Source organism: Nonomuraea sp. NPDC051941 (genome assembly GCF_044593615.1).
In genome coordinates this window covers 108,141-120,941 of the sequence record NZ_JBIUCF010000024.1, presented here as the reverse complement: position 1 = coordinate 120,941, position 12,801 = coordinate 108,141, and the positions used below count along the sequence as shown (strand labels likewise).

Annotated in this window: 12 protein-coding genes; 6 read left to right on the top strand and 6 right to left on the bottom strand. The window is 70.3% G+C overall.

The features are described from left to right. Positions 1 to 156 precede the first annotated feature (156 nt). Positions 157 to 1,485 carry a cellulose binding domain-containing protein gene (locus ACIHFD_RS35345; protein ID WP_397370639.1) on the top strand — a complete coding sequence of 443 codons (1,329 nt, stop codon included), beginning with the start codon at positions 157 to 159 and terminating at the stop codon, positions 1,483 to 1,485. A gap of 23 nt (positions 1,486 to 1,508) precedes the next feature. Here ACIHFD_RS35345 and ACIHFD_RS35340 read toward each other — a convergent pair whose 3' ends face one another. Then, positions 1,509 to 1,925: a VOC family protein gene (locus ACIHFD_RS35340; protein ID WP_363975118.1), complete on the bottom strand. Its 417-nt coding sequence runs from the start codon at positions 1,923 to 1,925 to the stop codon at positions 1,509 to 1,511. A 73-nt stretch (positions 1,926 to 1,998) separates the two neighbouring features. Here ACIHFD_RS35340 and ACIHFD_RS35335 point away from each other — a divergent pair, with 73 nt between their 5' ends. Next, positions 1,999 to 2,616 (top strand): TetR/AcrR family transcriptional regulator, encoded by a 618-nt coding sequence (locus tag ACIHFD_RS35335; RefSeq protein ID WP_397370638.1) that lies wholly within the window; start codon positions 1,999 to 2,001, stop codon positions 2,614 to 2,616. On the opposite strand, the gene ACIHFD_RS35330 is transcribed toward ACIHFD_RS35335, so the two are convergent. From ACIHFD_RS35330 to ACIHFD_RS35315, 4 genes are read right to left on the bottom strand one after another with little or no spacing between them, the layout of a single operon-like run. After that, on the bottom strand, positions 2,589 to 3,404 hold the full coding sequence (locus tag ACIHFD_RS35330; RefSeq protein WP_350735656.1) for a carbohydrate ABC transporter permease: 816 nt from the start codon (positions 3,402 to 3,404) through the stop codon (positions 2,589 to 2,591). The two genes, ACIHFD_RS35335 and ACIHFD_RS35330, sit on opposite strands and share 28 nt — an antisense overlap. Next, complete coding sequence (locus tag ACIHFD_RS35325) at positions 3,401 to 4,285, bottom strand: sugar ABC transporter permease (protein ID WP_355199872.1); 885 nt, start codon at positions 4,283 to 4,285, stop codon at positions 3,401 to 3,403. Before ACIHFD_RS35325 ends, ACIHFD_RS35330 begins: the two co-directional genes overlap by 4 nt. Then, positions 4,282 to 5,634 (bottom strand): ABC transporter substrate-binding protein, encoded by a 1,353-nt coding sequence (locus ACIHFD_RS35320; RefSeq protein WP_397370637.1) that lies wholly within the window; start codon positions 5,632 to 5,634, stop codon positions 4,282 to 4,284. Before ACIHFD_RS35320 ends, ACIHFD_RS35325 begins: the two co-directional genes overlap by 4 nt. A gap of 21 nt (positions 5,635 to 5,655) precedes the next feature. Next, positions 5,656 to 6,666: a LacI family DNA-binding transcriptional regulator gene (locus ACIHFD_RS35315; RefSeq protein ID WP_363975133.1), complete on the bottom strand. Its 1,011-nt coding sequence runs from the start codon at positions 6,664 to 6,666 to the stop codon at positions 5,656 to 5,658. 182 nt (positions 6,667 to 6,848) lie between these two features. Here ACIHFD_RS35315 and ACIHFD_RS35310 point away from each other — a divergent pair, with 182 nt between their 5' ends. The 3 genes from ACIHFD_RS35310 to ACIHFD_RS35300 all read left to right on the top strand — a co-directional run bounded on the left by ACIHFD_RS35310 (position 6,849) and on the right by ACIHFD_RS35300 (position 10,768). Further along, positions 6,849 to 7,859, top strand: coding sequence for an ADP-ribosylglycohydrolase family protein (locus tag ACIHFD_RS35310; protein WP_397370636.1), 1,011 nt, complete (start codon positions 6,849 to 6,851; stop codon positions 7,857 to 7,859). Next, entirely contained in the window at positions 7,849 to 8,907 is a 1,059-nt protein-coding gene (locus ACIHFD_RS35305; RefSeq protein WP_397370635.1) for an ADP-ribosylglycohydrolase family protein, read from the top strand. Before ACIHFD_RS35310 ends, ACIHFD_RS35305 begins: the two co-directional genes overlap by 11 nt. 400 nt (positions 8,908 to 9,307) lie before the next feature. Further along, positions 9,308 to 10,768 (top strand): MDR family MFS transporter, encoded by a 1,461-nt coding sequence (locus ACIHFD_RS35300; protein ID WP_397370634.1) that lies wholly within the window; start codon positions 9,308 to 9,310, stop codon positions 10,766 to 10,768. A gap of 194 nt (positions 10,769 to 10,962) precedes the next feature. On the opposite strand, the gene ACIHFD_RS35295 is transcribed toward ACIHFD_RS35300, so the two are convergent. Continuing rightward, entirely contained in the window at positions 10,963 to 11,727 is a 765-nt protein-coding gene (locus ACIHFD_RS35295) for an IclR family transcriptional regulator (RefSeq protein ID WP_397370633.1), read from the bottom strand. Between the two features lie 137 nt (positions 11,728 to 11,864). On the opposite strand from ACIHFD_RS35295, the gene ACIHFD_RS35290 reads away from it, so the two are divergent. Then, on the top strand, positions 11,865 to 12,797 hold the full coding sequence (locus tag ACIHFD_RS35290; RefSeq protein ID WP_350735634.1) for a U32 family peptidase: 933 nt from the start codon (positions 11,865 to 11,867) through the stop codon (positions 12,795 to 12,797). Positions 12,798 to 12,801: the final 4 nt, after the last annotated feature.

Genomic DNA, 12,801 nt, shown 5'->3' with positions numbered 1-12,801 from the left:
TGAACGGTCGGCCCCTTCCACGTGGAGCGAACCCCGCCGGGCGTGGACCCGTCAATGCGCCGCCCCGCCGATCCCGTCCTGCCGCCCGCCGTCTTCCCTGGTCGCGCAGCGCGGCCCGCCCCGGACGGAGGATGAAAATTTCACGCCACCGGCCCCGTGAAACGTTTCGGGTATCCGGCGCAGCTCAGCGAGCTGATCCAGTACTACGAGTACGGGCACCTGCCGCCCGCGCCCACCAGCGTCACCGGCACCCGCAACGGCACCACGCTGACCGTGACCGTGCAGGCCAACGGCCGCTCGGCCTCGTTCAACGCGACCGTCCGGCTGCCCGGCGGCACCGGCCCGTTCCCCGCGCTCATCCTGCTCAACCCGCTGGCAGCGAGTGTGACCAGCCGCGGGTACGCCGAGGTCGGCATCGACCCCAACAGCATCGCCGCCGACAGCACCGCCAAGACCGGCGCGTTCTGGACGTTGTACAACGGCACCGACGTGGACACCGGCGTGCTCATGGCCTGGGCATGGGGCGTCCACCGGACGCTGGACGCGATCAAGGCGGCGGTGCCCCAGATCGACGCCACCAAGGTCGGCGTGTCGGGCTACTCCCGCTATGGCAAGGCAGCCGCGGTCGCGGGGGCGTTCGACGAGCGGATCGCGCTGACCGTACCGGGGTCGTCGGGCACGGCCGGGATGGGCAACTACCGGTTCTTCTTCACCGGCAACACCAACGACGAGAAGCTCGAGGACATTCTCGGGGCCGCTTACTGGTTCACACCGCGGTTCGCCACGTTCCGCAACCAGGCCAACCGGCTGCCGTTCGACCAGCACTCGGTGGCGGCGCTGGTGGCGCCCCGCCCGCTGCTGGCCACCGGCGGCACCGAGGGCTCGGACGTGCGGACCAACCCCCAGGGCAGCGGCCTGACCTACCGGGGGGCCAAGATGGTCTACCAGTATCTCGGGGCCGCCGACCGGATCGGCATCGCCTACCGCCCGGGCGGCCACCAGATCGACATGAACGACTACAACGCGATCATGGACTTCGCTGACAAGCACCTCATGGGCAAGCCCGTCTCGCGTACGTTCGACAACGTGCCCTATCCGGCGCCCACCCCGGCCCAGATCCCCTGGAACGTCCCCGCCGACGGCACGCCCGGCCCCACTCCGACCCCGACCCCCACGCCGACGCCGGTGCCGACCGGATGCGCGGCGACGATCGAGACGGTCAACGCCTGGCCCGGAGGCTTCCAGTCCACGGTCACCGTCCGCGCCGGCACCTCGGCGATCAACGGCTGGACGGTCACCTGGAACTGGCCCGGATCGCAGAGCATCACCCAGCTGGGGGGCAGGGTCCGCTCGGGCACCGCGCCGTCCGTCAGCGTCCGCAACGAGTCCTGGAACGGCAGGCTCGCCGCCGACGCCACCACCACCTTCGGTTTCACCGCCGCCGGGACCGCCGCCACCCCGGCACTCGCCTGCACCGCCACCTGACCACCCGCTTCGCCGCCCGGGCGTCATGAGCCGGCGTACTGCCCGGCGTACTCAGCCGAGGGCGCGATCGGGGTGATGACGTCGATGAGGACCCCGTTGGGATCGGCCACGATGAAGTGCCGCTGCCCGAAGTCCTCGCTGCGCAGCGCCAGCTCGGCGGTCAGCCCCGCGCCGACGACGAGCCGTTCCCATTCGGCGTCCACGTCCGCCACCTCGAAGTTGAGCAGCAGCCCGCGGACCGGGACGCGATACGCCTCGGGCAGCGTCGGGTGGGTGTGGTCGAGCAGCGCGAGCTCATACGACGGCGTCCCGGGGCGCCGCAGGCTGACGTACCAGTCGGCCTCGAACGTCGTCTCGAACCCCAGGAGCCCGGTGTAGAAGTCGCGGGACTCCTGAAGCCGTGCGGTGCAGATCACGGGATAGAAGCTGGTCAGTTTCATACGAACCTCTTTCACATACCATCGGTACGTGAATGTGTATTTGACGTACCATCGGTATGTCAAGGGAGGAAGCATGAAGACGCACGGCGTCCGGGCGCAGCAACGGGAGCAGACCAGGCAGGTCCTGCTGCGGGAGAGCAGGCGCCTGTTCGCGGACCGGGGTTACGGCGCGGTGAGCCTGTCGGAGATCGTCGCCGAGGCCGGGGTGACCAAGGGCGCGCTCTACCACCTCTTCGAGAGCAAGGCCGAGTTGTTCAGGGCCGTCCTGGAGCAGGTGCAGCAGGAGGTGGCCGAGACGGTGGCGCGGACCGCCGACGTCCACGACGACCTCTGGACCCGCCTGACCGTCGGCTGCCAGGCGTTCCTGACGGCCAGCACGGCCCCGGGCGTTCAGCGGATCATGCTCGTCGACGGCCCCGCCGTGCTCGGCTGGACCGAATGGCGCGCGATGGACGAGGCCGCCTCGGCCCGCCACCTGGCCGACGCGCTCACCGACCTGATCAAGGAGGGCACGATCGCGCCCCAGCCGGTCGCGCCGCTGACCCACCTGCTGTCCGGCGCGATGAACGAGGCGGCGCTGTGGCTGGCCGGCTCGGACGACCCCGCGGACCTGCCGGCCACCCAGTCCGCCCTCGCGCGGCTGCTGGAGGCGCTACGGCACGCTCAGCCCGACATCCCCGAGGAGGTGTAACCCTCGACGAAGCGGCGTTGCAGAGACAGGAACAGCACCAGCGGCGGCAGGGCCATGATCAGACCGGCCGCGCTGACCAGCGCCCAGTCGGGGGAGAAGCCCTGCTGGAAGGAGTAGAGCGACAGGGAGACCGGCAGTTTCTCGCTGTCCTGGATGAACGTCACGGCCAGCAGGAACTCGTTGTACGCCTGCAGCCCCGCGATCAGGCCCGCGGTGAGGACGCCCGGCCAGATCAGCGGGAAGACGATCCGGGTGAACAGCCGCACCTCTCCCGCGCCGTCGAGACGCGCCGCCGCTTCGTACTCCCTGGGGACGGCGAGCAGGAACGAACGGATCAGCAACGTGGCGAACGGACTGTAGATGGCCCAGTAGATGACGATCAGCCCGAACCTGCTGTCGTACAGCCCGATCTTCGTCCACAGGGACAGCAGGGGCACCAGGAACAGCTGGATGGGCAGCGAGCTGGCGACCAGCAGATAGAGGATGAACAGTCCGGGTTTGGGCAGGTCGAGCCGGCCGAGCGCGTAGGCGGCGCAGCCGGAGATGACGCAGACCCCCGCCGCGGTCGACACGGCGATGATGGCGCTGTTGACCAGGCCCGCGCCCATGTTCGCGTCGGTCCAGGCCGTCGCGAAGTTCTCCCAGCGGAACTCGCCGGGAAGGCCCAGGGGGTTGGCGCTGATCTCGCTCGGAGTCTTCAGCGAGGCCAGGACGAAGACCAGCATCGGGCCGAGGGCGTAGACGGCCAGGACGGTCAGGATCAGGTAGGCGAACGGGCGCCGGGTCATATCTCCCACCTCAGGCGGCGGCGCAGGTAGAGGTAGCCGCCGACGGTGACCGCGCTGATCAGGGCCAGGATGACGCCGATCGCCGAGGCGTAGCCGGCCTGCTGCTCGCTGAACGCGGCGCGGTACATCACGGTGCTGAGCACGTCGGTCGAGCCGGCGGGACCTCCCTGGGTCAGGATGTAGATGTAGTCGAAGACGAGGAACGACCAGATGACGGTCATCAGCGACAGGAACATGAAGGTCGGGCGGATCGACGGCAGGGTGATGTGCCAGAACTCGCGCCAGCTGCCGGCGCCGTCCATCCTCGCCGCCTCGTAGAGCGACGGCTCGATCGACTGCATGGCCGCCAGGAAGATCACGACCAGGAAGCCCCACCACTGCCAGTTGTTGATGAAGGCGACCGCGCCGAGCGCGATCCGCCCGTCACCCAGGAAGTTCACGTCGTTGAGCCAGGGGAGGCCCAGGCTGCCGAGGGCGGGTGCCAGGCCGCTGGTCGGGCTGAGGATCTGCCGCCAGATGGCGGCCGAGACGACGGTCGCGATCACGTACGGGATGAAGTAGAGCAGCCGGAACAGCAGCTGGCCGCGCTTGATCCGGGACAGCAGGAAGGCGCCGAGCAGCCCCATCGACATCGGCACGACCAGGAAGAAGGCCGTCCAGAGCAGGTTGTGCAGCAGGGCCCCGCGGAAGTCGGGGCTGCCGAACAGCGTCGCGTAGTTGGCGAGCCCGACGAAGTGCGCCTCGTCGAGGCCGTCCCAGTCCGTGAAGGAGTAGTACACCGACATCAGGCCGGGCCCGGCGACGACGAGCAGGTTCACGAGCAGCAGAGGAGCGATGAACAGCCAGGCCGTCAGCCGGGCGCGGGCACGGGGCGCGCTCACGACTCGGGGGCGAACGGCTTGGCCACCGCGCCCGCCGCGAGCTCTGCGGCGAAGGTCTTCTGCAGTCCGGCGCAGAAGTCGGCGGGCGACATCGCACCCGTGATGACCTTGTCGAACTCCGTGTAGAGATAGGTGTCCGTCTTCGGCGGGACGAAGCTCCAGCTCGCGTAGCCCAGGTTCGTGGTTTCGGGGATGGCCTTGTACAGCCGCGCCACCCGCTCGTCCATGCCGGCCGGGTAGGCGTCGGCGGAGACCTTGAGCGGCGGGGGGTTGGTGCCGGTCGTGGCGAGGAAATCGAGCATGCGCTTGGGATCGGCGATGAGGTAGTCGATGAACTCGGCCGCCCCCGCCGGGTTCTCCGAACGCGCGTTGATCGACAGCGTGGTGCCGATCGCCAGCGGATAGACCCCGGCGGGCACGCCGTCACCGAGCGAGGGCAGCGGCGCCCAGTCCCACTTCTTGTCGCCGGTGAAGAACGTGCCGGCCGAGTCGAAGCTCCACGTTCCCGTCATGTACATCGCGACCTTGCCGGCGGCGAGGCCGGTGAACATGTCGGTGTCGGTGTTGGTGAACCAGCGGTCGGCCCCGCCGCCCCACCAGCCCTTGTCGATCTGCGCCTTGAACAGGGTGATGGCGTCGACGAAGACCTTGTCGTCCCACTTGCGGGCGCCGGTGAGCGCCTCGTGGATCGCCTTCGGGCCGGCGGCGGCGTTGAGCACGCAGGTCAGGTACCACTCGCTCTGCGCCTTGTAGCCGCTGTTGCCCGCCCCCACGGGGATCAGGCCCGCGCTCTTGGCGGCGGCGCACACGGTCTCGAACTCGGTCAGCGTGGTCGGCACCTTCCAGCCGTGCTGGGCGAAGGTGTCGGGGTTGTAGTAGAGCACCAGCGAGCCGTAGCCGACGGGCACGGAGTGGAGCTTGCCGTCGATCTTGCTGACTTCGTACGCCCAGGGCAGCAGCTTGTCCTGCCAGCCGTACTTCGTGGCGTACTCGTCGAGCGTCACGGTCTTGGCGCTCTTGGCGAAGGACAGTGCGGCCGAGGGGCCGTCGGCGTAGACGACGTCGGGGCCCTTGCCCGCCGCCACCGCGGTGTTGGTCAGGTTGCCCAGCGTCATGAGCTGCTTGACGTCCATCTTGACGCGGACGTCCTTGGCGCTCTTGTTGAAGGCGTCGACGAGGTTCTGGCGGAAGTACTTCTCGCTGTCGGGGGTGGCGAAGGCGGCCCAGTAGGTGACGCTGTTGCCGCCGGAGCCGGAGGACGAACTGCCGCACGCGGCGAGCGCCAGACCGGCGGCCACGGTGGTGCCGCTCAGCTTGAGGAAGTCACGGCGGGCGAGGTTGACGGACAAGGTGGTTCTCCTTACGGACGGCTATGACGAGTCGCGGACGATGAGCCGGTGGGCGAGGACGATCTCGCGGGCCGTGTCGTCGTACTCGCCGGCCAGCCGGTCGAGCAGAAGACGTGCGCAGGTCCTGCCGATCTCGCGGGCCGGGTTGAGCACTGTGGTCAGGGCGGGGGTGATGAGGGATGCGGCCTCGATGTCGTCGTAGCCGGTGACGGCCACGTCGCCGGGGACGGACAGACCGAGCTGCCTGGTCACGTCGAGCGCTCCGACGGCGATGAGGTCGTTGGCGCAGACCAGGGCGTCGGGGCGGGGCGAGCGGGAGAGCAGGACTTTGGCCCCCTCCACGCCGCCCGCCCGGGTGAACGTGCCCGAGTGGATCAGCTCGGGCAGGATCGGCCGGCCGGCCTCGCGCAGCGCCCGCTCGTAGCCTTCGAGCCTGATCTGGCTCGGGTGCGCGTGCGGCTCGCCGTTGAGGAACGCGATGCGCTGGTATCCCCGGTCGATCAGGTGGCTGACGATGTCGTGCACGCCGCTGGTGTCGTCGGCCCTGACGATGTCGCCGAACTCGGCGCGGAACCGGCCGCCCAGCCGTACGAGCTTGGTTCCGGATTTCGCGATCTTGTCGATGTCCTGATCGGTGGCGCCGTAGGTGGCCAGCACGATGCCGTCGACCCTGCGGGCCAGCACGTGCCGTACGACCTCGGGCAGGGCCCGGCTGGGCAGCGCCGCGTCGGTGACGGACAGCAGGTAACCGCTCGACATCAGCACGTCCTGCAGCCCCGCCGCGACCAGCGGGTAGAACGGGTTGGTCAGATCGGGGACGATCAGCGCGATCGACTCGCTGCGGTCCGTCCGCAGGCTGCGGGCCGACGGGTTCGGCCGGTAGCCGAGCTCTTCGATGACCGCCTCCACCTTGGCCCGGGTACGGGCGCTGACCGGTCTGCGGCCGCTCAGCACGTGCGACACGGTCGTCACGCTGACTCCGGCGGCCGCGGCGACGGCGGCGATGTCCGGGCGCCGGCCTGCTTCCTTCATCTCGCTCCCACAAATGCAAATCGATTTGGGTCGTAGCATGGAGTGCGGCCCCGGCTTCGGTCAAGGGGTCAGCGTAACGATCCTGTTTCCAGAAGTCATCCCAGGCAGCTCGCTGTTCGTGGGGGAGCGTGCGCTGCTAGCGTGTGCGGCATCATGCAAAACGATGCGACTCTGGAGAGCGAGTGACCACTCTGGACCGGTGCCGAGGCGCGCTGCTCGGCCTCGCGGTCGGCGATGCCCTCGGCGCACCCACCGAAGGCATGACACCTGCTGAGATCCACGCACGCTACGGCAGGGTCACCGACTTCCTCACCGAGGACGCGGCCGGCACCGACGACACCGAGTACGCGGTCCTCTGCGCCCGGGGCCTGCTCGCCCACGGCAGGAGCATCACCGCCGACGACGTGGCCGACGTCTGGCTGGACGCGGTCGCGGCGCAGCGGGGCGGCTTCCACGGCGCCGGCTTCAGCGAGATGGTCGCCCTCGCCAACCTGCGTTCGGGGCTGCGACCGCCGCAGAGCGGCAGCGACAGCTACGAGATGTGGAGCGACGGCGCCGCGATGCGGATCGCTCCCGTCGGCATCCTCTGCATGGGCGACCCCGACGAGGCCGCCAGGATCGCGGCCGTCGACGCCTCGGTCAGCCACGCCCGCGACGGCGTCTTCGGCGCCCAGGCGGTCGCCGCGGCCGTCGCCGTCGCGATGACCGCGCACGACCACCGCGACGTGATCGACGCGGGCGTGCGCGCGCTGCCACGGGACTCCTGGTCGGCGCGGCTGGTGGGCCGGGCGCTCGACGTGGCCGCGGCGGCGGGCTCACCCGCCGCCGCGGAGGAAGCGCTGTACGCGGAGATCCCGCTCTTCCACTACCCCTGGGCCGATGCCGCCCCGGAGGCGGTCGCGCTGGCCTTCGGCCTGTTCGCCGCCCACCGGGGGGACTTCACCCAGGTGGTGCTGGCGGGCGTCAACATCGGCCGCGACTCCGACACCATCGCCGCCATCGCCGGCGCCATGGCGGGCGCCCTGCACGGCGCCCAGGCCATCCCCGAACGGTGGCGGGCCCAGGTGGCACGCGTGAGCGGACGATGCATCACCGCCACCGCCGGCACGGACCTCGTCGACCTGGCCGACCGGCTGCACGACGCCGGCCGGCAGAGCTCGGCGCTCAGGGAGGTGGCCGTCGATGGGCGTTGACGCCACCGCCACGCGGGAGAACCGTGCGGCCGGCGCCCTGCTGGGGCTGGCCGCCGGTGACGCCGCGGGCCTTCCCGCCCAGTTCCACCGCAGGGCCGGCTCGGCCTGGGCGCGGGCCGCCGGTTGGCGGCTCTCGGCCGCGCTGGACGAACAGCGGGTCTCGCGCCCGTTGCTGCCGTTCACCCTCGGCATCGGGGACGACATTCCGCTGTCTCCCACGGACGACGCCGAGACCGCGGCCATGGCCGCGCTGGTGCTCCTCGAGGCGCCGGGCCACGATTCGGCCGCGCTCTTCGCCGAATGGCGCAAGCGGATGTCGTCCGACGTATGGACCGGCGTCGCCGAACGCTCCGCGATCATCAACAGCGCCAGGGGCCTGACGCCGCCCGCCACCGGCAACGACAACCCGATGCACTACTCCGACAGCGCCGTGCCCGCCGGAGTGTCGATCGGCCTCTACTACGCCGGCGACCCGGCCGGGGCCGCCGAGGTCGCGCGACGCTATGCCGAGATCACCCACGCCGAGGACGGGGTCTGGGCCGCTCAGGCGATGGCCGTCGCCATCGCATCGCTCGTCGGCGGCGCCTCCCTCCGCGACGCGCTGCGGGAGGCGGCGGGCGCCTTCCCCGAGAACAGCTGGACCGCCCGCAACCTCGCCAGGGCGGCCCGCGTCCGAGAGTCGGCGCGTACGGCCTTCGACGCCGTCCCCGGCCTGGTCGAGCGGCTCAGCCCGGCCGTGTACAGCCACGGGGGAGTGGCCGCCGAGACCCTGCCCACGGCCTTCGTCCTGGCCGAGCTGGCCGACGGCGACCTCGCCACGGCTCTCGGCTCGGCCGCGCTGGTCGCCCGGCAGTCCGACAGCATGCCGGCCATGGTGGGCGCGCTGTGCGGCGCGGCGTCGGGGGCCGCCGCCGTCCCCGACGCCTGGCGCCGGCATGTCGATGAGATTGCCGGCGTCCTTATGCCCGACCTGAAGGGGCTCAGCCTCACGGCTCTTGCGGGTCGCCTGCTGGCCGCGTCCGAGTCGGACGTCAACGGGCCCGGCTGAGCCGAACGGCCGGTCGTCGTCCGGGGCGATGAGGCATGGCCCATGACGCCCGGCATGGGCACGGTCGTCGGCATGGCGCGCAGTCCGGCCACGGCCCGCAGGTGGACGGCGAGGGGCGGGAACATCCCCCTCGTCGTCCTGACGGCGGCAGACCGGCCGCGCCCCGGCTTCGGCGCCGGGATCGACGGGGTGCATGGCGTTCGCCGCAGGTCATGGGGTGACACGGGACCCGGGTTAAAAGCGGGTGACATTTCGCATCACGTGCCGGAATGTTGGACGGGGGCGATGAGTTTTGTCGGTGGTGTAGGTCAGTCTGTGTATGACCACGACTACTCGTGAGACCCAAGGCTGGAATGCCGGCCGTGACGACACTATTTCCGACAACTCTGATAGAGGTACCGTGCCCAGCTCACAGCTCGACTCACCCGCCAAGTCCGCGGCCGCCGGTTCAGGCCGCACCCCGGCCGTGATCCGGCTGCTTGTGCTCGCCACGTTCGTGGTCATCCTCAATGAGACGATCATGATCAACGCGATCCCGCGGTTGATGGACGCGTTGCACATCACCGAGCAGACCGCGCAGTGGCTCTCGACCGCCTTCATGCTGACCATGGCCGCGGTCATCCCGATCACCGGCTGGTTCCTGCAGCGGGTGTCCACCCGCAGCGCTTACACGGTGGCGATGGCGTTGTTCCTGATCGGCACGGCGTTGGCCGCCGTCGCGCCGACGTTCGAGGTGCTGCTGGGCGCGCGCATCATCCAGGCGTCCGGGACGGCCGTGATGATGCCGCTGCTGATGACCACGCTGATGCAGGTGGTGCCCGAGGAAGACCGGGGCAAGGTCATGGGCAACGTCACCCTGGCCATCTCGGTCGCGCCCGCGATGGGCCCGGCGATCTCGGGGGTGATCCTGCAGTTCGGGTCCTGGCGCCTGCTGTTCGCCGTGGTGTTCCCCATCGCCGCCCTGATCGCCTGGAGCGGCCTGAAGCGGCTCAAGAACATCGGCGAGCCCAAGTTCAGCACCATCGACTGGTTCAGCGTGGTGACCGCCGCGGCGGGCTTCGGCAGCCTGGTCTACGGGCTCAGCCAGTTCGAGGGCGGTGACGTCCGGCTTGCCGCCGGGATCGTGGCGGCCGGGCTGGTCACCATCACCGTCTTCGTCTTCCGCCAGTTGTCGTTGCAGAAGCGCAACGTGCCGCTGATGGACCTGCGCACCCTGCGCCACCGCACCTACACCGTCGCGCTGATCCTGATGTCGGTGTCCTTCATGGCGATGCTCGGCTCGATGATCCTGCTGCCGCTCTACCTGCAGAGCGTCCGCGGGCTCAGCGCCCTGGAGACCGGGCTCCTCGTGATGCCGGGCGGCCTGGCGATGGGCCTGCTCGGTCCGACCGTCGGCCGCCTGTTCGACCAGTTCGGCGGCCGGGTGCTGGTCATCCCCGGCGCGATCGGCATCATGCTCTCGCTCGCCGGCTTCACCCAGGTCACGATGACCATGCCGTACTGGCAGATCCTCGGCCTGCACGCGCTGCTGATGGTGAGCCTGGCCGCGACCTTCACCCCGGTGTTCACCCTCGGGCTCGGCGCGGTTCCCCCGCACCTCTACTCCCACGGCAGCTCGATCCTGAGCACGCTCCAGCAGGTCTCGGCGGCCCTCGGCACCGCGCTCGTCATCACCGTGATGAGCGCGCGCGCCGACGCCCTGAAGGCCGAGGGGGTCGCCGAGGCGCTCGCCAATCTCGACGGCATGCGACTGGCCTTCATCCTCGGCGCGGTGCTGTCCGTGGCCGTGGTCATCACCGCCCTGCTCCTTCCCGCCCGGGCGGAACACGCCGTCGAGCTGGAGGAAGCCGGTCCGGCCTGACCTGGTCAGGAGGCCGTTTACCGCGACCGACGCCCGATGAGCACGTCACCCGACCCGCGGCAGGGTCGGGTTACGCGCTCCGGGGTACGGGTGGCGTGTCCTCGACCCCGGCGCAGCTCTTTGAGATGTGAGTCGGCGTGCCTGGCCGATCGTCACCGGCTGCTCCGTGCCGAGAGAGTAGTGCCGTCCACGGATTATGAGCGGTGGCCGAGGCGGTGGGAGAGTGTGGCGGCGCCGGTGCGGACGAGGTCGGTCCACTGCTCTCGGCGCTCGTCGGTCCAGCGGACGGTGGGCACCGAGACGCTCATCGCGGCCACCATGCGGTCAGTGTGATCGAGCACGCCGACGGCGACGCAGGCGACCGCTTCGTTGGACTCGCAGTTGTCGTAGGCCACGCCTGCCTGCCGGATCTCCGCCAGTTGTGTGCGGAGCCCGGCGGGCGTGGTGATGCTGTTCGGGGTCATCGACTGGAGGGGCCGGTCGGGCGGGTAGCGCGCATCGAGTGCGGCCGGGGCCAGGGCGGACAGCAGCATCTTCCCGACCGCGGTGCAGTGCGCCGGGAGTCGGCGGCCGACCGCGGAGACCATGCGTACCGAATGGGTGCTGTCCACCTTGGCGATGTATACCACCTCGGCTCCGTCCAGTATCGCCACGTGCACGCTCTCGTCGCAGGCGGCGGCCACCTCGGTGGCCGCCGCCTGCGCCTGTCTGGCCAGGTCGAGGCGGTCGGCGAAGAGCCCGCCGAGCTCGAAGAGCCTCATGCCGAGCTGATACCGGATCGGGGCGCTCGGCTCGGCGACCAGGTAGCCGCGGTCGACCAGGGTGTTGACCAACTCGTGGACGGTGGTCCGGGGCAGGTCGAGCCGGGCGGTGATGTCGGAGGCGGCCAGCGCGTCCTCGGCGAGGAACAGCTCGAGGATGTCGAGCGCTCGGTTGACCGCCGGAACCGTCCGGGCCATCGCTGTCTCCTGCTGGTCGGGGGGCGCGGCATGTCCATCGGCCGGCATTGACGACCGCGAGCCGGAATCGTTAGCCTCCGCATGTCGATATACCGAACCTTGTTCGAGATTTCGAACAATACGGGACTGGGAGCGCGATGTCCACCACCAATGAGCTGCTCGTTCGTCTTGGGCTGCCCGCTGACGACGGGTCCACGCCTCCGCCGTCTCCCGGCCGGTTCCCCGACGGGGCCCAATACCGCGTCGAGATCCCCAGCGTGGAGGGGCCGGCCAGCCTCGCCGCCGTCCTGCGCGAGGCACAACGGCTGGACGTCCCGGTCACCCGGGTCTCGCAGGGCAGCGGGGTGGGCCTGCTCACGGACGGCGAGATCACCGACATGGTCGGCATGGCCGCCGACGCCGGGGTGGAGCTGTCGTTGTTCGCCCGGCCGTGTGCCGGCTGGGACACCTCCGCGATGAGCCGCGCGCCTGCCGGGGGTGGCCTGGCGCCGGCGGTGCGCGGGCAGGACCAGCTGGTCGCGGTGGTGGACGAGATCCGCCGGGCCGCTGAGCTGGGCGTGCGCAGCGTTCTGATCGCCGACGTGGGTGTGCTCTCGGTGTTCGGCCGGCTGCGTGACAGCGGGGAGCTGCCCGCGGAGATGCAGGCCAAGATTTCGGTGATGCTCCCGATCGCGAACCCGGCCACCGCCAAGGTGATCGCCGGGCTCGGCGCGGACACGCTCAATCTGCCGACCGACCTGACCCTCGCGCAGATCCGCGCCATCCGCGGTGCGGTCACCCAGCCGCTGGACATCTATGTCGAGTCGCCGGACAACCTGGGTGGTTTCGTCCGACACTACGAGCTGCCCCGGCTGGTGGAGCTGGCGGCGCCGGTGTATGCGAAGTTCGGCCTGCGCAATGCCCCGGACATCTACCCGTCGGGCAGCCACCTGGAGTCCACCTCGGTGGCGCTGTCGATCGAGCGGGTCCGCCGCGCGAGGCTGGGGCTGGACCTGCTGGCGCGGGCCGGTTCTGAGGCCGTGTGCTCCGTCGCCGGCGCGGCCGGACTGGCCCTGCCGGTCACCGGCTGACGTC